The 22738-nt window shown below is 68.6% G+C and carries 24 protein-coding genes; 13 read left to right on the top strand and 11 right to left on the bottom strand.

Going from position 1 to position 22738, the window contains the following annotated elements:
- The first annotated feature begins 39 nt into the window (after window positions 1-39).
- The 5 genes from GC106_RS01520 to GC106_RS01500 all read left to right on the top strand — a co-directional run bounded on the left by GC106_RS01520 (window position 40) and on the right by GC106_RS01500 (window position 4631).
- The gene (locus GC106_RS01520; protein ID WP_173123518.1) at window positions 40-579 is read left to right on the top strand and encodes a TetR/AcrR family transcriptional regulator; all 540 of its coding nucleotides are present in this window, start codon (window positions 40-42) and stop codon (window positions 577-579) included.
- Window positions 576-1823: an MFS transporter gene (locus GC106_RS01515; protein WP_173123516.1), complete on the top strand. Its 1248-nt coding sequence runs from the start codon at window positions 576-578 to the stop codon at window positions 1821-1823. Before GC106_RS01520 ends, GC106_RS01515 begins: the two co-directional genes overlap by 4 nt.
- An 81-nt stretch (window positions 1824-1904) precedes the next feature.
- Window positions 1905-2942 (top strand): NAD-dependent epimerase/dehydratase family protein, encoded by a 1038-nt coding sequence (locus tag GC106_RS01510; RefSeq protein ID WP_173123514.1) that lies wholly within the window; start codon window positions 1905-1907, stop codon window positions 2940-2942.
- Between the two features lie 9 nt (window positions 2943-2951).
- Complete coding sequence (locus GC106_RS01505; protein WP_173123512.1) at window positions 2952-3818, top strand: RNA polymerase subunit sigma-70; 867 nt, start codon at window positions 2952-2954, stop codon at window positions 3816-3818.
- Window positions 3819-3881: 63 nt separating this feature from the next.
- On the top strand, window positions 3882-4631 hold the full coding sequence (locus GC106_RS01500) for an SDR family NAD(P)-dependent oxidoreductase (RefSeq protein ID WP_173123510.1): 750 nt from the start codon (window positions 3882-3884) through the stop codon (window positions 4629-4631).
- Window positions 4632-4771: 140 nt separating this feature from the next.
- Here the strand turns inward: GC106_RS01500 and GC106_RS01495 are convergent, their stop codons facing one another.
- The 7 genes from GC106_RS01495 to GC106_RS01465 form a co-directional block, all read right to left on the bottom strand.
- Complete coding sequence (locus GC106_RS01495; RefSeq protein ID WP_173123508.1) at window positions 4772-5203, bottom strand: hypothetical protein; 432 nt, start codon at window positions 5201-5203, stop codon at window positions 4772-4774.
- 45 nt (window positions 5204-5248) lie between these two features.
- On the bottom strand, window positions 5249-7462 hold the full coding sequence (locus GC106_RS01490) for a molybdopterin-dependent oxidoreductase (RefSeq protein WP_173123506.1): 2214 nt from the start codon (window positions 7460-7462) through the stop codon (window positions 5249-5251).
- 75 nt (window positions 7463-7537) lie between these two features.
- Window positions 7538-8071 carry a DUF1707 SHOCT-like domain-containing protein gene (locus GC106_RS01485; protein ID WP_173123504.1) on the bottom strand — a complete coding sequence of 178 codons (534 nt, stop codon included), beginning with the start codon at window positions 8069-8071 and terminating at the stop codon, window positions 7538-7540.
- A gap of 51 nt (window positions 8072-8122) precedes the next feature.
- On the bottom strand, window positions 8123-8650 hold the full coding sequence (locus tag GC106_RS01480) for a hypothetical protein (RefSeq protein WP_173123502.1): 528 nt from the start codon (window positions 8648-8650) through the stop codon (window positions 8123-8125).
- Window positions 8651-8652: 2 nt separating this feature from the next.
- Window positions 8653-9657: a hypothetical protein gene (locus GC106_RS01475; RefSeq protein WP_173123500.1), complete on the bottom strand. Its 1005-nt coding sequence runs from the start codon at window positions 9655-9657 to the stop codon at window positions 8653-8655.
- Entirely contained in the window at window positions 9654-10037 is a 384-nt protein-coding gene (locus tag GC106_RS01470) for a FixH family protein (RefSeq protein WP_173123499.1), read from the bottom strand. Before GC106_RS01470 ends, GC106_RS01475 begins: the two co-directional genes overlap by 4 nt.
- Window positions 10034-11302, bottom strand: a complete 1269-nt coding sequence (locus GC106_RS01465; RefSeq protein ID WP_173123497.1) for a DUF8832 domain-containing protein — start codon at window positions 11300-11302, stop codon at window positions 10034-10036. Before GC106_RS01465 ends, GC106_RS01470 begins: the two co-directional genes overlap by 4 nt.
- 339 nt (window positions 11303-11641) lie before the next feature.
- On the opposite strand from GC106_RS01465, the gene GC106_RS01460 reads away from it, so the two are divergent.
- The 5 genes from GC106_RS01460 to GC106_RS01440 all read left to right on the top strand — a co-directional run bounded on the left by GC106_RS01460 (window position 11642) and on the right by GC106_RS01440 (window position 17508).
- Window positions 11642-12205 (top strand): TIGR03086 family metal-binding protein, encoded by a 564-nt coding sequence (locus GC106_RS01460; protein ID WP_173123495.1) that lies wholly within the window; start codon window positions 11642-11644, stop codon window positions 12203-12205.
- 140 nt (window positions 12206-12345) lie between these two features.
- The gene (locus tag GC106_RS01455) at window positions 12346-13695 is read left to right on the top strand and encodes a hemolysin family protein (RefSeq protein WP_173123493.1); all 1350 of its coding nucleotides are present in this window, start codon (window positions 12346-12348) and stop codon (window positions 13693-13695) included.
- On the top strand, window positions 13692-14732 hold the full coding sequence (locus GC106_RS01450) for a hemolysin family protein (RefSeq protein WP_173123491.1): 1041 nt from the start codon (window positions 13692-13694) through the stop codon (window positions 14730-14732). Before GC106_RS01455 ends, GC106_RS01450 begins: the two co-directional genes overlap by 4 nt.
- Entirely contained in the window at window positions 14732-15619 is an 888-nt protein-coding gene (locus tag GC106_RS01445) for a 3-methyladenine DNA glycosylase (RefSeq protein WP_173123489.1), read from the top strand. Before GC106_RS01450 ends, GC106_RS01445 begins: the two co-directional genes overlap by 1 nt.
- Before the next feature lie 125 nt (window positions 15620-15744).
- Complete coding sequence (locus GC106_RS01440) at window positions 15745-17508, top strand: substrate-binding domain-containing protein (protein WP_173123487.1); 1764 nt, start codon at window positions 15745-15747, stop codon at window positions 17506-17508.
- 1 nt (window position 17509) lies between these two features.
- On the opposite strand, the gene GC106_RS01435 is transcribed toward GC106_RS01440, so the two are convergent.
- From GC106_RS01435 to GC106_RS01425, 3 genes are all read right to left on the bottom strand, one after another.
- Entirely contained in the window at window positions 17510-17989 is a 480-nt protein-coding gene (locus GC106_RS01435) for an aspartate carbamoyltransferase (protein WP_173123485.1), read from the bottom strand.
- A complete protein-coding gene (locus GC106_RS01430; RefSeq protein ID WP_173123483.1) occupies window positions 17976-18401 on the bottom strand; it encodes a MarR family winged helix-turn-helix transcriptional regulator in 426 nt (141 codons plus the stop codon). The genes GC106_RS01435 and GC106_RS01430 overlap by 14 nt, the downstream gene beginning before the upstream one ends.
- A 92-nt stretch (window positions 18402-18493) precedes the next feature.
- Window positions 18494-19264: an SGNH/GDSL hydrolase family protein gene (locus tag GC106_RS01425; protein ID WP_173123481.1), complete on the bottom strand. Its 771-nt coding sequence runs from the start codon at window positions 19262-19264 to the stop codon at window positions 18494-18496.
- Window positions 19265-19323: 59 nt separating this feature from the next.
- Between GC106_RS01425 and GC106_RS01420 the strand changes: the two genes are divergently transcribed.
- Both GC106_RS01420 and GC106_RS01415 read left to right on the top strand, forming a co-directional pair.
- Window positions 19324-20082 (top strand): MerR family transcriptional regulator, encoded by a 759-nt coding sequence (locus GC106_RS01420; RefSeq protein ID WP_173123479.1) that lies wholly within the window; start codon window positions 19324-19326, stop codon window positions 20080-20082.
- Window positions 20075-20641 carry a GyrI-like domain-containing protein gene (locus GC106_RS01415; protein WP_173123477.1) on the top strand — a complete coding sequence of 189 codons (567 nt, stop codon included), beginning with the start codon at window positions 20075-20077 and terminating at the stop codon, window positions 20639-20641. Before GC106_RS01420 ends, GC106_RS01415 begins: the two co-directional genes overlap by 8 nt.
- A gap of 157 nt (window positions 20642-20798) precedes the next feature.
- Here the strand turns inward: GC106_RS01415 and GC106_RS01410 are convergent, their stop codons facing one another.
- Complete coding sequence (locus tag GC106_RS01410) at window positions 20799-21032, bottom strand: hypothetical protein (protein WP_173123475.1); 234 nt, start codon at window positions 21030-21032, stop codon at window positions 20799-20801.
- Window positions 21033-21221: 189 nt separating this feature from the next.
- On the opposite strand from GC106_RS01410, the gene GC106_RS01405 reads away from it, so the two are divergent.
- Window positions 21222-22724 carry a peptide deformylase gene (locus tag GC106_RS01405; protein WP_173123473.1) on the top strand — a complete coding sequence of 501 codons (1503 nt, stop codon included), beginning with the start codon at window positions 21222-21224 and terminating at the stop codon, window positions 22722-22724.
- Window positions 22725-22738 lie beyond the last annotated feature (14 nt).

The following is a 22738-nucleotide window of genomic DNA, read 5'->3' as shown; positions in this document are numbered from 1 at the left end:
TCCCGGAACCCGCGTGAACATCCCTGTACACTTCTGAACATGAGTGTTCACTCGATCTTGGATGTGGCCATCAAGGTGCTGCTGGCCGACCCGAGTGCCTCCCTGGGGGACGTGGCGAAGGCGGCCGGAGTCAGCCGTACGACGCTGCACAAACGCTACGCGACCCGGCATGACCTCCTGGTCGCGTTGGCGCACGATGCCTACGACCGTGTCGACAAGGCGATGACCGACGCGCAACTCGATGTGCCTGGCGAAGACGTGGTCGCGGGGCTTGAGCGGGCGATCACCGCTCTCATCCCGCTCGGCCCGCGCATCGAGTTCATGTACCGGCAGATCGGCCTGGACGACGTGCCCGACCTGGTGACGCGCTACGAGCAGTCCGGCGAACACCTTCTCCGGCTCATCCAGCGCGGCCAGGAGGCGGGCAAGCTGCGGGCAGACCTCCCGGACTGGTGGATTCTGGCCACCCTGGAAGGGTCGTTCTACACCGCGTGGGAAGCCATCTCGTTCGGCAGGCTCGCGCCGCTCGACGCACCGAAACTGGTGATGACCACCGTCATGCGGGGCATCGGGACATGATCGCGGTCATCGGCCTGCTCGGCGCGACCGGGCTGTCGGTGGCGGGCAACGCGATCACCGCCATCGCCATCCCGTGGCTCGTCCTCGAACGCACCGGCAGCCCCGCTCTCGCCGGGTTGCTGGCCGCGGCGGCGCTCGGTCCGCTCGCGCTCTCCACGTTCTTCGGCGGCGCGCTGATCGACCGCTGGGGTCGTCGGAGGCTGAGCATCATCGCGGACATCCTCAGTGCGCTCGCCGTGGCCGCGTTGCCCATTCTGGACAGTACGGCCGGCCTGAACACTGCCCTGATCGCCGTTCTGGTCGCGTTGGGCGCCCTGTTCGACGGTCCGGGCATGGCGGCGCGGGAAGCGCTCCGGCCGGACGTCGCGCGGCACGCCAAGATTCCGCTCGAACGGGTGAACGCGTGGGGCGAGGCACTCGAAGGACTCGGAAATCTCGTCGCGCCGGGCATCGCCGCCATCTTCATCGCCCTCGCGGGCGCGACCAGCACGCTGTGGGTCACGGTCGGCATGTTCTTCGGGGCCGTCCTGCTGACGTGGCTGACGGTCCCGCGTGACACCCGCCATGCCGCCCCGGACCACTACTTCCGGTCCGTGGTCGAAGGCTTCCGGTACGTCTGGCGCGAACCGGTCCTGCGGGGCGCCGGGCTGACCGCCATGTTGCTGATCATGTTCGTGGCACCGTTCACGATCGTACTGACGGCTCAGGCGCAAAGCCTCGGCAACCCCGGCCTGCTCGGCTTGGTGATGACCATGTTCGGCGTCGGCGGTGTCCTCGGGGCGGTCGCCTACGGCGCCGTCGCGACCAAGCTGCGTCGCCGGCCAGTCCTGGTGTGGGGACTCGTGATCTGCGGAATCGGGATCATGCTGTTCCCTGCCGGGATCAGTATGGCCGTGCTGGCGGCGTTCGTGGGCGTCGCGGCCGCGCCGATCAACCCGATCACGGCCGTGCTCATCCAGGAGCGTACGCCGGAACGCCTTCGCGGCAGGGTGATCGGCAGCGTGTCGTCGCTCGCCCTCATCGCCGGACCGATTGGCGTCTCGCTCGTCGGCACCCTGCTTGAAGGCACCAGCACAAGCGTGGCGTTCGTTGTGATGGGCGCGGGCTGTGTGCTCGCGGCGGTGTACGCGGCCTACGCGCTGCGGGACATCGAGGCGCGAACCGGCCTGCCCGGCAACGAGTTCGTCCCGGACGACCAGGCGCATCCGGACCCGCAATGTCCTGTTCGGACGCGCCGGGCCTGAGCATCGCGCGGGCGGCGAAGCCGTGCGACTCCAGCACACACGCCTGCATGGGACGCGCTGCCGCTGGGTAGGCGGTACTACATGAGAGCAGTAGTCATCGGAGCCACCGGAAACATCGGAACCAGCCTGGTCCGTCGCCTCACCGAGGACCCCGAGGTCACGTCGGTGCTGGGCGTCGCGAGGCGAGCGCCGGAGGAGACGCCGCCAGGCACGTCCTGGGCGTCGGCCGACATCAGAACGGACGACCTCGTCAGCCTTTTCAAGGACGCGGACGTCGTCATCCACCTGGGCTGGCTGTTCCAGCCGACCCACAGCCCGGTCGTCACCTGGGAGAACAACGTCAAGGGCAGCATCAGGGTCTTCGAGGCGGTCGCGCAGGCCGGCGTGCCCGCGCTGGTGTACTCGTCCTCGGTCGGCGCGTACTCCTCCGCCGACAAGAAGACGCCCGTCGACGAGACCTGGCCGACCCACGGCTACCCGAAGGCCGCCTACCCCGTCGAGAAGGCGTATGTCGAGCGGGTGCTGGACACGTTCGAAGCGAACAACCCGTCCGTGCGGGTCGTCCGGATGCGGCCCGGGTTCATCTTCAAGCGGTCGGCGGCCGGCCATCAGCGGCGCCTGTTCGCCGGTCCGTTCCTGCCGAACGTTCCCCTCCGGCCGGGCATCGTCCCCGACCTGCCTGGGCTGCGGTTCCAGGCGCTGCACACCGAGGACGCGGCCGACGCGTTCCACCGTGCCGCGATGCGGGACGTCAGCGGTGCGTTCAACATCGCCGCGGACCCGGTCGTCGGGCCGGACCTGCTCGCCGACCTGATGGACGCGCGCGTCGTGAAGATCCCCGCGTGGCCGGTCAAGGCCGCGGTCGCCGCGGCGTGGAAGCTGCACCTGCTGCCCGCGACTCCCGGCCTGTTCGAGACCGTCCTGCGAGTGCCGATCATGGACACCACCAGGGCACGGACCGAACTCGGCTGGCGCGCCCAGCGAACCGCGAAGGAGGCGATCAGCGAGTTGCTCGAAGGCATCGAGCACCGCGCGGGCGAGGACACGCCACCGCTTCAGGCGGACGTCCCGGGCGGGCGGGCCAAAGAGGTCGCGACCGGCGTCGGCACCAAGGACTAGGCTGGCCGGGTGCAGGATTTCGGGCGCCTGGTCGACCCGTTGCGAGGGGAACTGCAAGCGCACTGCTACCGCATGCTCGGCTCGGTGCACGACGCCGAGGACGCGACGCAGGAGACCCTGATCCGGGCGTGGCGCGCGATCGACCGGTTCGACGGGACCAACGTCCGGGCCTGGCTGTACAAGATCGCCACGAACAGATGCCTGACGGTGCTGGAGAACCGGGCGAAACGGGAACTGCCCACCGACCTCACCGGCACCGGCGACCCGGCCTGGCTGGAGCCCTACCCGGACGATCCCGAGGCCGGTTACCTGGCGCGGGAAGGCATCGAGCTGGCCTTTGTCGCGGCCTTGCAGAACCTTTCCGCCGTGCAACGGGCTGTGCTCGTGTTACGTGAGGTCCTCGGGTTCTCCGCGCAGGAGGTCGCGGAGCAACTCGACACGACGGTCGCGGCAGTGAACAGCGCGCTGCAACGAGCACGCAAGGTCGTGACGCCGCGCAAGTACGTCACGCCCGGCCCTGAGCTGCGGAAAGTGGCCGACCAGTACGCGACGGCCTGGGAACTCGGTGACGTGGACGCGATCGTGGCCATGCTGACCGAAGACGCGAGGTACGCCATGCCGCCGCTGCCTGAGTGGTACCAGGGCCACGACGCCATCCGCGAGTTCCTGGCGACGCCGATGCGTTTCCGCTGGAAGTTCGTGCCCGCCCGGGTGAACGGCCAGCTGGCGTTCGGCACGTACCGCCTCGAAGCCGGCCTGTACGTCCCGACCGGCCTGGACCTGCTGCGGTTCGAGGGCACCAGGATCGCCGAGGTCGTCTCGTTCCTGACCGCCGATTTCAGCCGCTACGGACTGCCGGAGAAAATTCCCGCCTGACCGCGATGAGTTCGCGCCGCCTGCCGGGTTACAGGGGCAAAACCCCTAGCAGGAGGCACGACGATGTTGCTCGAAGGCAAGAACGCGATCATCTACGGCGGCGGTGGCTCGGTCGGCAGCGCCGTGGCCAGGGCTTTCGCCCGCGAGGGCGCCCGGGTCTTCCTGGCCGGGCGGACCATGGCCACGCTGGAGAAGGTCGCCGTGCAGATCGACGGGCACGCCGCCCAGGTCGACGCCCTCGACGAGGACCAGGTCAACGCGCACGCCGACGCCGTGGTGGCGCAGGCAGGCAGCATCGACATCTCGATGAACGTCATCTCGGACACCGACGTCCAGGGCACACCGATGGTCGAGATGACGCTGGACGACTACATCCGCCCGGTGATCACCGCGCTGAGCTCGAAGTTCCTCACGTCCCGCGCGGCCGCGCGGCACATGATGAAGCAAGGCGGCGGCGTGATCCTGGCCTTCGGCGGCTCGGTCGAACGCAGCCCGCTGATGCACGACTACAACTTCGGCGGCATCCAGGTCACGTTCGACGCCGTGGAGTCCATGCGCCGCCAGCTCGCGATCGAACTGGGCCGGTACGGCATCCGGGTGCTCAGCCTCCGCACCAGCGGCATCATCGACACCATCCCCGAGGGCTACGAGAACCGGGACAAGATCGCCCGGAGCATCCTCGTACAGACCCTCACCGGCAAGGCCGCCACGCTGGAGGACGTCGGCAACGTGGCGGCGTTCGCGGCCTCCGACCAGGCCCGCACGATCACCGGCACCGAGATCAACATGACCGCGGGCGCCGCCCTCGACTGACCCCCGCCGTGTCCACCATTCCGGCACGCCGTGTCCACCATTCCGGCACGCCGTGTCCACCATTCCGGCACCATGAAATTCCCCGCGCGCACATCGTGGGGACGCCGTAGCCGGAACGCTCGCGGCTGGGCGGCCGTCAGTCAGGCTTCCCAGCCGCAGATCCCGGCCCACACCTTCTCGATCTGACCGACCAGCGGTCCGCCCGCGCTGACGATGGCCGCGGCGCCGATCGCTCGAACCTTGGCGATGTACTCGTCCTGCTTGGCCTTCCACTCCGGGTCGTGCACGTACTGCGCGCGTTGGGCGACGAGCACCATCAGGAAGCCGCCGCCTTCGGCACCGAGACGCTTGCCCATCTGCCGGATGGACCGGGTGAGCTGCTGCCGGGTGGTCCGCCAGCGGCGGCGGCGTTCCATCGCGCCGGCCAGCTCCACGGCCAGCGCCTCGTGGTCGTCGCGCAAGGCGGACGCGGCCAGGCGCGCCGCCGCATGGTGCCGCTCACGTCCAGGACCGTCGAAGGTCACGGGTTCGCCGGGCACCAGAGCGGCCAGGAAGTCCTCCAGTTCGGACATACGCGGACGATAACCGTGCGGTGCCGGGAGCCCTCCCGGCACCGGTCAGATCGCCTTGACCTCGACCGGGACGCCGTTGAACACCGCCGTGCCGGACAGGACGTCCAGGATGGACTCGTCGGTCACGGTGTTGACGTTCGCGCCGTTGGTCCTCGTGGCGACGGACAGCCTGATGCCGGGCTGGTCGTGGCCCCAGCCGTGCGGCAGGCTCACCACGCCCGGCATGATCTTGTCGGTCGGCTCGGCGTCCACCTCGATCGAGCCGGTCCGCGACATCACGAGCACTCGCTGGCCGGTGGTCACCGACAGTTTCTCGGCGTCCTCGGTGTTGATGTGCAGCGTGCACGTGTTGGAGCCGGTTACCAGCGCGGGCACGTTGTGCATCCAGCTGTTGTTGGAACGCAGGTGCCTGCGTCCGATCAGAACCATGCCGCGCGGGCGGTCGGCCAGCCACGACAGCAGCCTGGGCACGTCGGCGGCGAGCTCGGCCGGGCAGAGGTTCACCTTCCCGTCCGCGGTGGACAGCACCTCGGTGAGCCTGGGCCGCAACGGGCCGAGGTCGACACCGTGCGGATTCTCCAGCAGCGTGGCCAGTTTCAGGCCCGAGGGGGTGGCGCCGAAGCCTTCGCCGTACGGGCCAAGGCGCAGCGAAAGGTCCAGCCAGCGCTCCAACGGCCCGTCGCCCTCGATCATCGGGCGCAGCTCGGCCGGATCACGCCCGTACACCGGCGAACCCTCGGCCTGGACGGCCTTCGCGAGCAGCCCGCCGATCATCATCTCCTCAAGCCCGCGCAGATCCGCCGAGGCGCCCTGGCCGGCGGCGATCATCACCAGCCTGGCCAGGATCTGGGCCTCGCCCGGCCGTCCCGCCGGCAACGGCAACGCCGGCGCGGAGTAGTTGGCGAAGTTGCGGACACCGAACTGCGTCAGCCCGAAGTCGAAGTGCGGCGACTGCGTCAGCCGCGGCGGCGGGAGGATCACGGTGGCGTGCCGCGTGGTCTCGTTGAGATACGGGTCCACGCAGACCATGAACTCCAGGTCCGCCAACGCGGCCGCGAGCCGTGGCGCGTTCGGCGCGGACGACGCCGGGTTGCCGCCGACCGTGAACAGCGCGCGCACCTGGCCCTCGCCCGGGGTTTCGATCTCGTCGGCCAGCGTGGCGGTCGGCAGTTCCCCGGCGACCTCGGGTAGACCGCGCACCCGGCTGGACCACCGGCCGGTCCGGAACGGCTTGCGCTTCACATACGTCGCACGCGCGGCGGACGCGGGGAACATCGCACCGCCAGGCCGGTCCAGGTTGCCGGTCAGCACGTTCAGCGCGTCCACGAGCCAACTGGACAGCGTGCCGAACTCCGCGGTCGTCGTGCCGATGCGCCCGTAGACGACGGCCGTCGGCGCGGCGGAGAGGTCCCTGGCGACCTGCCGGATCGCCGACGCGTCGATGCCACACGCGGAAGCGACCGTCTCCGGCGGGAACTTCGACGCCAGCACCCGGAGTTCCGCCACGCCGTGGACGATCTCCGGCACCTCGACGGCCAGGTTCTCGTCGAACAGGGTGTGGACCAAGGCGAACAGGAACGCCGCGTCCGCGCCGGGCCGGATGAACAGGTGCTGGTCGGCCAGGTCCGCCGTCCGTGTGCGGCGCGGGTCCACCACGACGACCGTGCCACCACGGGCCCGCAACTTCTTGAGCCTGCCGGGGAAATCGGGCGCGGTGCACAGGCTTCCGTTGGACTCCACCGGGTTCGCGCCGAGCATCAGCAGGTAGTCCGTGCGGTCGATGTCCGGCACCGGGATCGAGAACGGGTCACCGAAGACGTATCCGCACGACACGTGCTTGGGCATCTGGTCGCTCGTGCTGGCGGTGTAGATGTTGCGCGTGCCAAGGCTCTTGGCCAGAACACCGTTGTAGACCGGGCCCGCCATCGTGTGGATGCTCGGGTTGCCCATGTACAGCGCGACCGCTTCGTTGCCGTACTTCTGCCTTACGGCGGCGAGGCCGCGTTCCACCTCGGCGAACGCCTCGTCCCACGACACTTCGGCGAACCGCCCGTCCCGCTTGACCAACGGGCTGCTCAGCCGGTCGGGGTCCTGGTCGAGATCACCGAGTTTGGCGCCCTTGGGGCAGATGAAGCCGAGACTGAACATGTCGTCGCGGTCACCGCGGACGTCCGTGACGCGGTCGCCGTCGAGCGTGATCTTCAGGCCGCACGTGGCCTCACACAGGGGGCAGGTACGGAAATGTGTGGTGGTGGACATGCACAGCTCCTTGTCACACGGGCTGCCAGCAACCTACCGCGCCCGTGTGACAAAAAGCCATTCTGTATCAGGTAATCACCAGTGGCGGTCCTCGCCGCGGAACACCTTGATGTTTCCCATGGTCACCCGGCCGCTGATCCGGACGACCGGCCCGCCCTGGCCGGTCGCGGCGCCGAAGATGCCGCGTTTGCCCATCACGGCGGTCCCTTCGTCGATCACGACGGCGTTCTGCGGAACCGAGACCACGATCTTGCCGCAGAACGCGTCGGCGACGACCCGGACCTGCTCCCCCGGCCGCATCCCGGACAGGTTCAGCACCACCGCGCCGAACGTCGCCCGCGCCCGGACCTCCCGCGCCGCCTCCGGCGTCCGGATCACCTTGCTGACCGTGGCGACCACACGCTGCGCCGGCTCGCCCTGGGCGACGACCGGACCGAGATCGGCCAGCTGCGGCGCCAGGTCCGCCCTGGTCCTGGCGGCCCAGACCCGTTCGGTCCGCTCCAGGTGCTCGTCCCACGTGATCCGCCCATCGCCCACGGCCGTGTCCAGCACACGAACCGCTTCCATCCGTTCGGCATCCGACAGCCGAATCACCAGGTCCCCGGACATGTCAACCCCTCAATGACTGATTATCTTAGTTCGAGAGAGTCTTGCACACCGTTAAGACCATGTCCAGGTGTCGGCTCGCCGACGGCCTCGGCCACGAATCCAGACGATCACCAAGACCAGGCCGCCGACGATCATCGGGCCGAGCCCCAGCGTCCAGCTGAGCGTGGCGGGCGGACCGGGACGAGGGCCGACGGGAACCGCGAGCACGCCGCTGCCGGGACCTTTCGGACCGTCCACAGTGAACTCCAGTTGCCACGTGCCTTCCTCCGGCAGTGCCCGGACGTCCAGGCCCCACTCGGTTCGGGCACGGGGGTGCCGGGCGAGTCGTTCCGGCCGGCCGGTGGTGGCCGGGCCGACCAGGCGCAAAGTGCCCTGATGGCCGGTGATGCCGCCGTCGGGCACGAACGTGAAGTCCAGCGACCGTTCGGCACGGATCGGCCATTCGCTGAACGACGCCCGCAGGTCGTACGGGCCGACCTGCACGTTCTCCGAGTGCACGACCTCAACCGGAGGCGGGGCCGCGTAGGCGGGCGCGGCCGTCAGAACCATCACCGCGAGGGCAAGGGTGAACGCTCGCATCGTCAGACCTCCGCAAGATTCCGTAGTGGCGCGCTCATCCGCCATGCCGCCAAGCCGATGAGGACACCGAACGCGGCCGTGACAACGATGGTGACGACGTCCATCACGTTGTACTGGACGCAGTACCCGAGCGTCAGCAGCGCCGCGCCCACGACCCCTGCCACCATGGCCGCACCCTTCACCGAGCCGAATCGCTTGCCCAGAGCCAAAGCACCCGCCATCAGCAACGCGGCTGGAAGCATCACCAGTGGCGAGAACGATGCGTAGACCGACGTCCCATCGACGTAGTCACGCACCGGCAGGTCGATCGACGCGGCGTACGCCCGGGTCAACGGCGGCATGGTGAACCACGTGACGGCGTGGACCACGGCGTACGACAAGCCTGTCACCACGACCAGACCAGGCGAACGAGTGACCGCCGCGACCAAGACCAAGGCGAGCACGCCCATCAGCGCGACCGCGAAGAAGAACTCCCTGACCCACGGCAGCGCCGGAGTCGACAGCAGCAGGAAGACCTGACCGTACGTGGCAAGGCCGACGTAGACGGCCAACCCGACTCGGCCGGAACGGGTTTCGCGTAGTGACGCGAAGGCCATCACCGCGCCGATCGCCTCGACCAGGACGCACAGCGACATCGCCACATGCGGCGGCGACGTCGGCGTCACGTCGAAGCCGTAGACCGTGTGCCACCAGAGGTCGGTCAGGCCGTACAGCAACTCCGCCGCGGCTCCGAGCCCGGTGACCAGGAACGGGATGGGAGCCTGGAACGTGCCGAGCACCTTGACCGTGCGCACAGCCGGATCGGGCCGCCGGAACGTCCGGTACAGCACCACGCCGAGACAGGTGAACCCTGTTGTCGCCGTGCCGAGGTACATCACCAGGTGTGGCGCGGTGAAGAACGTGTCCGGCCCGACGTCGGCGTGCCACTGGATGTCCCACGAGAACCCGACGATCGTGATCGTGGCGCAGACCAGCAGCAGCCATGCGCCTATCCGCTCCGCTTTCATCCCTGTCCCTCCGTTACCGGGATCTGCACGGTGACCGTCTCGTCCGCCAAGCGCAGCGAGACGTCCCACAGGCCGCCCATCGTGAACAGCTCTCCGTGTGCCTCGAACCGGTCGTTCTGCCTCGTGGCGACGACTTGTGGCATCGCGTGGCCCATCGCGGGCATCACCGCGTCGATGACGACCTCGTTGAGCTGGACTGGCCCGGAGTCGTGCCGCTTGACCTGGACCGACGTTTTCACCGGACCGCTGCGCGGGCTCGTGGTCAGGTCCACGCGGTACGTCTCGCTGTCGCCGGACGCCGTTGCCGTCGACGTCCGCGACCGGGGCCACAGGGCGAAGGCGATCACCCCGGCCGCGACCAGTCCGATGAGGACGATCACGGCGACTGGACGTCGACGAGGAGTGGCACGGTCGTCACCGTGAAGTTCCGTTGGTACTGAATCCATCCGAAATACCTCCCCGGTTGCGGGAACGTGAACGTGAAACGCAGGTGTGGCGGCAGCGAGGCGACCGTCTCGTCGGCGGTCCCGCGCATCGGCCCCATCTCGTGGACGTGCCCGAAGAAGTCGCCGTTCTCCTCACGCAGCACCAGATGCCCCGCCATGCCGAGCCACGGTTGCAGGTCCGCTCGGCCGCCGACGGACATCTCGATCGTGTGGCTCCGGCCGGCGACGGCCCGCCGCACGTCCTTCGGCACGTCGACGCCGGCCTTCGGCCCTGATGCCTCGAACGATCCCCTGACCAGCTGCGACCCGGAGCCGACCCGTTCGAACTCGGCGTGCACCAGGTACCGGCCCGGCCGGTCGACCGCCAGGCGAACCGCCAGCTCGCCCGGGGCCGTCCGGACCGGGTGCAGATGCCGGAAGAACTGTCCGTCCACACTGGACACGATCAGGTGCGCGAGCGCGTCGTGATGCGCGACCAGATCGTCCACCGGACGACCGGTGTTGCCGTCCGTGATCGCCAGGCGCAACCGGAATTCCTTGCCTGTGACGGGGTCCTGGTCGGTGGTGACGCCCGAGTTGACGTACGGCCGGCCGCCGGCCGGGTCGACCGGGATCGCTCCTTCGGCCTGCGCCGGTGGGATGGCTGAGGAGAGCAAGGCGGCGGTGATCGCCACGGTCAGCGCCAGCACACCGGCCCCCGCGGGCACGACGACCATGAACCGGCGTCTGGCGAACACGGCCGTGATCAGCGCCAGCGCCATGAAAAGGCCGGTTGCCGCCAGTCCGCCGTAGGCCACCGGTTCCCAGAGCGTCAGCGTGGATCGCATGACCTGGAAGGGAATCCGCGCCTGCTCGCCGTCGGCGGCCGTGAGGATGAGCTCCCACCGGCCCGTGCGGTCGACCTCCAGCCGGACCGGATGCGTGCCGCGCCTGCTGAGCTCGACCTTGGCGTGCCGCGGTTGACCGACCAGTCCGACGTCGACGGATGTCCTGGTGACCGGGTCGTGCGCGATGAAGTCGACGGTCAACGGCCCGGGAACGGTGTGCGTCCTGCGGACCACCAAGGTCAGCTCGTTGCCCGCGAAGCTTTGTGCCAGCGAGAAATCCGCGGTGTCACTGACCCCGTGCGCCCCGGCCGGTGGCGTGCTCGCCACCACCAGCGCGACGACCGTCCCCAGCACCACGAAGATCCGCACCATGCCGCAAGACGTTACGGCGCAACGACATCCGGCCGAATCCTGCGAAAGCCCCCGCGAACGTCCTACTTAAGCACGAGGCTCACCCCCGCCGTGTCCACCATTCCGGCACCCCGTGTCCACCTTTCCGGCACCCCGTCTTCGCCGTTGCGGCACCGGGAAACTCCCCGGGCAGGGCGCGTGGGCGCCAGGCAGTGCCGGAGTGTGCATTTCATGGTGCACCAATGGCGGACACGGGCGCGGGGAGGGAGGTTGGGTGTCACTCAACGTAGCGGGCGTGGGCGGTATACCGCCCTGGTCGCCCCGCTGCGGGGATGACCGACCAGTGGTCCACTTGATCGTATGGAACTGCTGGACGCTCATGGCAGTGCGTTGAGCGGGTTCGACTGGCTGGTGAAGGCGATCGGCCCAGATGACTGGGCCCGGCCGACGCCCAACCCCGGCTGGAGCGTCCGTGACCTGCTCAACCACCTGGTCGCTGAGCAGCTCTGGGTGCCTGAGCTGCTCAGCGGTGCCGACATCGACGACATCGGCGACCGGTTCGACGGCGACGTGCTCGGCGACGACCCGGTCGGCACGTGGACCACGGCCTCCGCCGAGGCCAGGGAGGCCTGGCTGCTGCCCGGCGCCCTGGACCGAGAGGTCCATCTCAGTTACGGCCTCGTGCCCGCCGCCGAATTCGGCTGGCAGATGACCCTCGACCTGGCCGTGCACGGCTGGGACCTCGCCCAGGGCATCGGGGAGACCTCGCCACTGCACGACGAGCTGGCCGGGACGCTGCTGGCGGTGTTCTCCCCGCAGGTCTGGCGGTGGCAGGGCACCGGCATCTTCGCCCCGCCGGTACCGGTCGCGGCCGACGCCGGGGCACCCGCCCGCCTGCTCGGTTTGGTCGGCCGTCACCCCTGATGCTCGCTACACTTGACAGGTCTTCTTTGGACCTTGCGAGGAGTGAGTAAGTAGGTGTGCGACGCCACGTCGCCTGCTGGCAGTAGCCAGCCGGGCGATTCTCCCGGCTGCCATATTCGCCCGGACACCGGAGTTGCACGGTGACCGGACCATTGCTCGACGTGCTCGGTGTTCTCGCCGTCGTCCTCCTCACCCTCGGCACAGCGATCTTCGTCGCGGCCGAGTTCTCGCTGACCGCACTCGACCGCAGCCAGGTCGAAAGCCACGTGCAGCGGCAGGACGACCGTAAGGCGCAGAACGTCCGGAAAGCCCACCGCACGCTGTCGTTCCAGCTGTCCGGCGCCCAGGTCGGCATCACGATCACCACGCTGACCACCGGTTATCTGGCCGAGCCGATCATCGCCGAGTGGCTTGTGCCGCTGATGCGCGCGATCGGCCTGCCCGACGGCGCGGCCCACGGGTTCGCGCTGGCCGTCGCCCTGCTGCTGGCCAACTTCATCTCCATGCTGTTCGGCGAGCTGGTGGCCAAGAACGTGGCGATCTCCAAGCCGCTGGAGACCGCGCGGATGGTCGCCGGTTTCCAGATCGGCTTCTCCCGGGCGCTGAGCTGGCTGATCAACGGCCTGAACCGGTCGGCCAACTGGCTGGTCCGCAGGTTCGGGGTGGAACCGGCCGACGAACTGGCCTCGGCGCGCTCGCCGCAGGAACTGGGATCGCTCGTGCGCACCAGCGCCGAGCACGGCACGCTCGACCAGGGCACGGCCAAGCTGCTGGACCGCTCGCTGCGGTTCGGTGACCGGACGGCCGACGAGCTGATGACACCACGCGTGCGTGTCCACGCCCTGCGCGCCGACGCGACCGTCCCGGACCTGATCGAACTCGCCCGGACCACCGGTGTGTCGCGTTTTCCCGTACACAAGGGTGACCTCGATGAGGTGATCGGTGTCGTGCACGTCAAACAGGTGTTCGGCGTGCCGCACGAGCTGCGGGCCACCACCGACATGGCCGAGCTCGCCCGGCCCGTCCCGACCGTGCCGGAAAGCCTGGACGGTGACACGCTGCTCGACCGCCTGCGTGGCTCCGGCTTACAGATGGCGCTGGTCGTCGACGAGTACGGCGGCACAGCGGGCATCGTGACGATCGAGGACCTGGTCGAGGAGATCGTCGGCGACGTGCGCGACGAACACGACCGCGGCGAGGTCAGCCCGGTCCGGTCGCTGGGCAGGGACAGCTGGATGGTGTCGGGCCTGCTGCGGGACGACGAACTGGCCGAGGCGACCGGGTTCCGGATGCCGCAGGGCGAGTACGAGACCCTGGCCGGCCTGGTGCTGTCCCGGCTCGGCCGGATTCCCGAGGTCAACGACGAGGTGGTCGTCGAGGGCTGGCGGATCACCGTGCTGCGGATGGACCGCCACCGGGTCGCCGAGCTGCGCGTGACCCGGATGGCCGACCAGGACGCGGCGGCCAAGGCCGAGGCGGGTGCGCGATGACCGGCATCCCCGCGATCCTGGTGTCCCTGCTGCTGCTCGGCCTGAACGCGTTTTTTGTCGGCGCCGAGTTCGCGCTGGTCAGCGCCCGTCACGACCGGCTTGAGGCGATGGCCGACCGGGGCGTGGACCGGGCCCGGATGGTGATGCGGGCGGCCGAGAAGACGTCGCTGATGATGGCAGGCGCCCAGTTCGGCATCACGCTGTGCACGATCGCCCTCGGTGCGCTCGGCGAACCCGCCGTCGCGCACTACCTGGAGATGATCCTCGAACCGCTCGGCGTGCATCCGGCCGTGATGCACGGCATCGCGTTCGCCATCGCGCTGCTGATCGTGTCGGTGCTGCACGTGCTGCTCGGCGAGATGGTCACCAAGAACATCGCGATCGCCGCGCCCGAGCGGACCGCGGTGTGGCTGACGCCGTTCCTGGTCGCGTGGGTGCGGCTGGTGCGTCCGGTGATCAGCCTGCTGAACTGGATGGCCAACGGCATCCTGCGGCTGCTCAAGGTCGAGCCGAAGGACGAACTCGAGGCGTCGTACACGCCGGAGGAACTGGCCAGCCTGATCGCCGACTCACGCCGCGAAGGCCTGCTCGACGACCTCGAACACCGCAGGCTGACCCAGACGCTGTCGTCGGCCGAACGGACCGTCGCGGAGGTCCTCGTCCCGCTGGACCAGGTCACGACCGTGCCCTATCCGCCGAAGATCGGGGACATCGAGGCGGCCGTCGCGGCGACCGGGTTCTCCCGGTTCCCCGTCCGGCTCTCCGACGGCCGGCTGAACGGGTTCGTGCACGTCAAGGACGTGCTGGACCTCGCAGGCGACCCGGACACGCCCCTGCCGTGGGCGCGGGTGCGCGGCTTGCCGCAACTGCCCGCCGACGCCCGGCTGGACGAGGCTCTGGCGGCTCTCCGGCGCGTTCAGAGCCACCTCGCCAAGGCGGTCGCCGCGGACGGCACGGTGCTGGGCGTGGTCGCGCTGGAGGACCTGGTCGAGGAGTACGTCGGCACCGTTCGGGACAGCACGCACATCGGCGAATAATGACTGCCGTGATCGTGTTGGCCGAGCAGGAGTGGCAGGCCCGTCAGGAGGCCCATGTCGCGCGGATGCGCAGGTGGGTCGAGCCGCACCAGGAACGGAAGGCCGCGGGGCACAAGCACCCGGTCCTGGACTTCCTGTTCACGTACTACTCCTACCGGCCGACCCGGCTGCTGCGCTGGCACCCCGGTCCGGACGTGGCGCTGGCCGGGGATGCCCGCCGGCACCTGTCGTGGACCGGGTACGTCCAGACGCCGTCGGGCGTGATGCTGTCCCGCGAGGTGCTGACCGAACAACGGCGGACCTCCGTGCGGTTCATCCGCGACCTGCTCGTGGCCACCCAGTCCCGCACGCCCCGGCTCGGCTGCTTCGGCCTGCACGAATGGGCGATGGTCTACAAGGCCGCGGAGATCCGGCACGAGTCCCTGCCGTTGCGCCTCGGCTCGGCGGGGACGGACACCGTCGTGGAGTCGTTGCCGATCAGGTGCGGCCACTTCGACGCGTTCCGCTTCTTCACCCCGCAGGCCCGGCCGCTGAACGCGCTGCAACCGACCCGGCCGACCCAGATCGACCTGGAGCAGCCCGGGTGCCTGCACGCGAACATGGACCTGTTCAAGTGGTCGTACAAGCTGGCGCCGTTCACCCCGTCGGAGCTGCTCGCCGACTGCTTCGAGCTGGCTTCCGAGGTCCGTGAGCTCGACATGCGCGCCAGCCCGTACGACCTGAGTGATTTCGGCTACTCCCCGGTGCCGATCGAGACTCCGGCCGGGCGGGCCGCGTATGTCCGGATGCAGGCCGAGTTCGCCGAACGAGCCGCGCCGTTACGTGCTCGATTGATCGCTCTGTGTACGCACATCTTGGAATGGGACCAGCCGTCACGTAACGATTAGGTCAATCTCGGTTACGTAACGCACACGTAGAGTGACCCAACTTGACCCTTAGCTTTCGCCTGTTAGCGTTTATTGCGCGTAAGTAAGGCCTGTCGGTTACGGACAGACACGAAGGCGGAGTTTGCATGGGTCGGCATCGCACGCTGGAGAACGTCCGGCGTGGCGTCGCCAGATGGCCGGTCGTCGTTGCCGGAGTCGCCACGGCGGTGGCGCTCGCCTGGATCGGCTGGACCTGGATCGGCGACCGGCTCGAGCAGCGAGCCGTGGCGCAGTCGAAAACCTGTCCCGAAGGGGACATCGTGGTGCGGGTCGCCGTCGCACCGAGTGCCGCCGGTGCCGTCGACGAGGCCGCCAAGCGCTGGAACGCCGAGAAAACCGTCGTCAACGACCACTGCGTGCGGGTCGATGTCGCCGCACACGAACCGAGCCAGGTCTTCGCCGGGCTGACCGGCGACTGGAACGAGCAGACCATGGGCGGCGAGCCGCAGGCGTGGCTGCCCGAGTCGACGTACTGGGTGAACCGGCTGGCCGCCGCCGACAGCGCACTGATCGGCTCCAACGCGGAATCCGTTGCGACGAGCCCCGTTGTGCTGGCCGTGCCGTACGAGGCCGTGCAGCCGCTCGAAGACGGCGACTCGTTCACGTTCGGCGACCTGGCCGCGTTGACCACCGCACCGGACGGCTGGGCGCGGTACGGCAAGCCGGAATGGGGCAAGTTCACCGTCGCGATGCCGGACCCGACGTCCAACACCGCCAGCGTGCTCGCGTTGCAGTGCGCGATCGCCGGCGTGAGCCCGCAACGCGCCGGGCCGGTGACCGTCGAAACCCTGACGCTGCCTGAGGTTCAGCAGAACCTGACCCAGTTGGCCGCCGCACGTCCGGCCAACGTTCCGGGCACGACCGTCGACGCGCTGATGGAACTCGGCAAGGCGGGCAAGGTGCAGGGCGCGCCGTTCAGCGCCGTCCCGGTCACCGAGGTCGACCTGTACCGCCGCAACCTCGGCCTGGACGGCAAACCGAAGCCGGCGGCCGCGCCGCTCTACGAGGTCGCCGCGCGCGGCCCGAGTCCGGCCGCGGACTTCCCGTTCGTCGCGATGTCCGGCGACCAGGCCCAGATCCGTGCGGCGCTGAAGTTCCGGGACTTCCTCAAGCACACCGCGCAGCAGGAGATGTTCAACCGCATCGGCCTGCGCGCCGCGGGCGGCGCCGGGTACCCGCGGGAAGCACCTGGAATCCGTTGGGACAGCGCGACAACGAGCCTCGTCCCGGCCGATGCCACGACCACGCAACAGATCTCGGCGACGTGGGCCAACGCGGCCGACGGCGGCCAGGTGATCACGGTGCTGGTGGACGTCTCCCGTTCCATGCGCACCCAAGGCCGGATCGACGAGGTCAAGCAGGCACTGCACGGGCTGACCGACCGATTGGCCAGTGGCGCGCTGGGAATCTGGGAGTTCTCCCGCCGCCTCGACGCCGGCCGGCCGTACCGGCAGTTGGTGCCGGCAAGCCCAGTGGCCACAAGCAGGCCCGCGTTGCACACCGCGATCGACGCCCTCAAGCCCGCCACCGGAACGCATCTGTACACCAGCCTGGACGCCGTCTACCAGGCCGCGCTGAGTACGTACGCCGAAGGCAAACGCAACCGCGTCGTCGTCATCACCGACGGCCCCAACGACGGCGGCATGACGTACTCACAACTGCGAGAACGCTTGCGGGACAAGAACGTTGCCCGGGGGAAGCTGCCGATCAGCTTCCTGTCCATCGGCTCGGACCTCAATCGCCGGGAGCTGACCGAGCTGTCGCGTTCCACCGGCGGCACGGTGTCCGTGCTGACCGACGCCAGCGGCGTCGACGGCGCACTGGGACAACTGCTGTCGGCCGAAGGCTAAGCTACTTCGTACCGTGCTCGGCGTGCGAGCCGTGATCGGACACCTGGGCCTCACCCCAGCTGTGCAGCGCCTTGACGAGCGCTGCTTCGCCTGTGCGGAAAGACAGTTCGGCACCGTCGACGCGCTCGCGGTACTCGATGGTGATCCGCTGTGCGCCCGCCGAGAGTTCCTTGAGGCCAGGCATGGTCTCGCCGTGGATCTTGGACGGGTCGGCGAAGTCACCACGGCGGAAGCGTTCGGACTCGTCCACGAGGTGCTGTCGGATCAGCGTGATCTGCCCCGTATCACCGGGCTGGTCGGCGACGACTTCCTGTACCAGGCCGTTGTCCCGCGGGGTGAAGCGGTGTGTGGTCTTCTCCAGGTCGAACGGCATGACCGTCTTTCCACGCTCCGCCACTTCCGCCTGGCGCGTCGGCTCGGAACACGCTGTGCCAAGCGCGGCGACGAGCAGCAAGACGGGAACGACCTCAGGGACTTTCACGGTCGGCGGCCTCCTTCAACAGGCGTAAGGCAGTGAGCACAGTGCCGTGCTGGTCGGGTTCGATGTGGTCGAGCAGTGCTTGCAGGCGACGGCCGCGTCGTTCGACGACCCCGGCGGCGACCCGTTCGCCGTTTTCGGTCAGCACCAGCAGTCTGGCCCGTCCATCACCGGGATCAGGCTCGCGCCGAACCCACCCACGCTCCTCCAGGCCGTCGGTGAGACGGCTCGTCGACGACTTGCCCAGATGCAACAGTGCACCGAGTTTTCCTTGGTGCAGCGGGCTTTCCCGGAGGATCGTCAACGCATGCGCCTCCGCGACGGACATCGCGGAGCCACAGGGCGTCCGATCCGGCTCCAGCAGCCCGAAGGAACGCACGAAGCCCGCGAACACCTCGGCGAAGTCGTCCGGCATAGTTCCAATCTAGAACCATGTGGTTCCAGTTCGCAACTATCTGTTCTGGACCGCCGCCGTCACCAAGTCCCTGCCGGGACCGTCCGCGGGGGTCAGGGACCGATCTTCAGATACGACGGGCATTTCGGCACCACCTCGGCCGGGCCCGTCTCGCGGCGGATCCGCCTTTTCACCCACGGCACCAGGAACTGCCGGGCCCAGCGGTACTGCTCCAGCAGCGACGGCTCGCCCGGCTCCGCCGCGGCCACCTCAGCCAGGGCCAGGCGGCTCGGCGGGTTGCCGTCGAGCAGGCCCATGCACGCTTCGGCCGCCGCGCGGTGACCTTCCGGGCCCGGATGCAGGCGGTCCTCGCTCCACCCGCCGATGCCCGGCGGGATCATCACGGCGAGATCGAGACACAGCGCACCGTGATCGGCCGCGATCCGGCGGACGAAGGCGTTGGCCAGGTTCAGGCGCTTGATCAGGGTTCGCCGCAGCGGCGTCGGCAAGGGCGTGCCCTGGCCAGGCGTCGGCAGCGTCGCGGTGATCACCGTGGCGCCGGTCGCGGCCAGCGTGCCGACGAGCTTGTGCAGGTCGTCGACGAACTCACGGAAGTTCAGCTTCGGCCGGATCAGGTCGTTCATGCCCGCGACCGCGGTGACGAGGTCGGGTTCCAACGCCACGGCCGGCTTGAGCTGGGTCTCCACGATCTGGCGCGTGGTCAGGCCGCGCACGGCCAGGTTGGCGTAGCTGACGTGCCCGCGGCGGGCCGCCAGCAACTGGGCGAAGCGGTCGGCCCACCCGCGCAACGTCCCGTCCGGCGCGGGATCGCCGACGCCCTCGGTGAAACTGTCCCCGGTCGCGACAAAGCGGTACTCGTTCACTCAACCAGGTTAGCCACGGGATTTGACCTTGCCACTGTGGCAAGGACCAGGATGAACGGGTGACCGAACACCTGTTGCCGATCGGCGAGTTCGCCCGGATGTGCCGGCTGAGCACCAAACAGCTGCGCCACTACGACAGCCTCGGCCTGCTCACCCCGGCGGAAGTCGACGCGTCCACCGGCTACCGGTACTACTCCGCCACGCAGGCCCGCCGGGCGCTGGCGATCGCGTTGCTGCGCAAGCTGGACGTGCCCCTGCCGGAGATCGCCGAGGCGCTGCGGGACGAGCGGGTGCTGGGCAGGCACCTCGGCAGGGTCGAGGCGGAGATCGAACACCGGCGGCGTACCGCGCGTGCGTTGACGCGGCTGTTGGACGAAGGCTTGCTACGCCAGGAAGTCTCGCTTGTCCAGGAGCCCGCGCGGCGGCTGGTCGTGCACAGAACCGTGTGCGCCCTGGAGGAAATCGGGTCCGCGGTCGGCCATGGCATGCGGGCGTTGGCCGATTTGCCGGGCCCCCGCTGGGGTTTGTTCCCGTTGGACCTGGACGCGAGTGAGCTCACGGTCGCCGCGGGCGTGGAAACCGACGCGCCCGGCGGCGACGTCGAACAGCTGCCCGCCGGTCTGGTCGCGATGACCACGCATGTCGGGCCCTACGAAGACCTCACGCTCGCCTATCAGGGGTTGTTCGCGTGGATCTACGAACGCGGGCACCGGCCTCTCGGTCCCGCCCGGGAGGCCTACTTGGCCGGGCCGCTCACGTCAACGCCGGAACAGCTCGTCACCCGGCTCATCATCCCTTTGGAGCAAAACCATGAATGAATACAAACACCTGTTCTCCGGCAAGCAGGAGCCCGCGCTGATCGAGGTTCCGTCACTGCCGTACTTGATGGTGGACGGCAAAGGCGCGCCGGAATCACCCGAATACAGCAACGCCGTGTCCGCTTTGTACGCGGTGGCGTACGCCGTGCGAGCCGCGCTCAAACCGGTTGTGCAGTACTCGGTCCTGCCCCTTCAGGGTCAATGGTGGTCACCCGATCCGGCAGTCTTCACGTCCGGCGACCGGTCGCAGTGGTGCTGGACCATGATGATCCTGCAACCGCCGCAGGCCACCGCCGAGATCGCCGCGGCCGCGATCGGCAAGGCCGCCCAGCGCAAGGCGGTGGACGGCGTGCGGTTCGAGCTGTTCACCGAAGGCACGTGCGCGCAGATCCTGCACAAGGGCCCGTACAGCGAAGAGCCCGCGACGATCGCCAGGCTGATGGCGTTCGTGCGGGCGCAAGGGCGGCGGATCACCGGGAACCACCACGAGATCTACCTGACCAGGCCGAGGACCGACGCGCCGGAGAAGATGCGCACGCTGATCCGCTATCCGGTCTGAGGAGGTTGTGGACGCCGTTCCGGTGACCAGCACGGGGGCTGTCGGCTGGTCACCGGAACGGCACGCCGTACCGGGCAACGCGTCGGGAGGGGTGCGGCATCAGCTTCTTGGACACAGGCGTCCAGCCGCGATACGTCGTCCGGTCGGCGGGTCTTCACTAGTGGTGGTTGTTGGTCGTACCCCGGTCCCACAGCAACGTTGCCACGTCGAGTTCAGGCACTTCCCCGGCTGCCTGAACAGCGAACGTGAACATCTGTGCCGCGTCCGGCCCGTTGGTCCACACCACCCGGTACCGGCGGATCTGCCGGTCGTAGTAGACGCGGACGTAGGTTCCTGACTTGCTGGTCAACAGGCTGGCTAGGCGCCTGGCACTGCGCGCACGCTTGCTCATTACAAGACCCTTGCTGCGCGACGGCGTCGGACTCGTTGTCCCTGTGGTCGTCGTGTTCCGCACTGTTTCAGCCCCTTCTGTGCTACATCTGAAATACGAGGACACCAGCGACGGGGTATGTCATGGAAGACTGAGTGCTACTCACGGCGCGCTCACGCGTACTCACGGTCAGCCGGTGTGGGAGGCAACATGGCGACCCAGGACGAGGACTCGCCTGCGCATCAAGACGTCTTCGTCGGCGAACTTCGCCGGTGGCGCGAGGTGCGGGGGATGTCGCGTACCGCCGTGGCCGTGGCCATGGGCTACAGCCGTTCGTACGTCTCGAAAGTGGAGAGCGGCCACGAACGACCGTCCCGTGAGTTCGCCAAAGCCGCGGACGACGCGCTGAACGCCGGTGGCGCGTTACGACGTGCGTGGCGTGAGTACGAAGCGGTTCGCCCAGTCGTGGCGCGGCCTACTCCAATCGAGCGCACACCCGAACCGTCGACCCGTAGTCTCTTCGTCGAGCATGACGACGCCGAACTTCGTTACGAAGGCCGGACTTACCGCGCGATCATGCGACGGCGCCTGGTCAACCACGGCACGGACCCGATCACCCGCTACATGATCAGGATCTCGGTCGACCGGTTCCCCGGCGATCCGGATCTGTCCAATCAGCTCTACCGGGACAGACCGTTGACATGGGAGGAACTGGACCTGCAGGCGTGGTGCGGCGAGAACCGGTCCGAGCCGATGCGCTGGGTGGCGCAGCACGACCGGGACGCGTTCAAGGAGGTGTGGCTGCAGTTCGCCAACGACAGCGGGCATTTCCCGCTGTATCCCGGGCAGAGCACGTGGATCGAGTACACCTACTCCGTCCGGGATGACAAGTGGGGCAACTGGTTTCAGCGCGCGGTACGGCTGCCCACGTCGCTTTTGTCTGTCCGCCTTGACTTCCCGGAGAACCTCGACCCGGCTGTCTGGGGCCTGCACACCTCGATGACCGCCGAGTCGATGCCGTTTCGCACCGCGATCGACGAGCAGCGTTCGGGCAACCGGCGGATCTTCTCGTGGACAACGGAGGAACCCCCACTGCACGCCCGTTATCGCCTGGAATGGCACTTCCGGCGCAAGCCGTCGACCCAGCCCGCGGAACCGGCCGAGAAACCCAGTCAGGTCATGCGTTCCCTGGGCGTCGTGCAGTCCGACGACCCGATCCTGCACCGCCCGGCCAAACCCTTCCACCTGCCGGAAGAAGCCGAGGACGCCAGACGAGTGATCGCGGAACTGGTGTCAGCCGCCAAACGGGTGTCGGCCGCGCACACGTTCGGCAAGGGAATCGGCTTGGCGGCCAACCAGATCGGCATCGACCGGGCGGCGGCGATCGTGTTCCCGCCCGGGACCGACGACGTGATCATGTTGCTGAACGCCAGGATCGTGGAGAACGGCGAGCAGTACGACGAACAGTACGAGGGATGCCTGTCGTTCTTCGACGTTCGCGGACTGGTCCCCCGGCCGCTCGTGCTGCACGTCGAACACCAGGACCTGACCGGCGCCCGCAAGATCACGATCTTCGAGCGCGGAGTCGCCCGCCTGGTCGCGCACGAGATCGATCACCTGCACGGCAAGCTCTACACCGACCGGCTGCCGCCGGGCACCGAGGCGATCCCGATCGAGCAGTACGGCGGCAGCGGCCTCAACTGGCAGTACTGACTCGTGAGCGTTTT

The sequence above is a fragment of the Kibdelosporangium persicum genome (assembly GCF_013280595.1).
GTDB classification, from domain to species: Bacteria; Actinomycetota; Actinomycetes; order Mycobacteriales; family Pseudonocardiaceae; genus Kibdelosporangium; species Kibdelosporangium persicum.
This window is presented reverse-complemented; position numbering and strand designations above follow the sequence as displayed.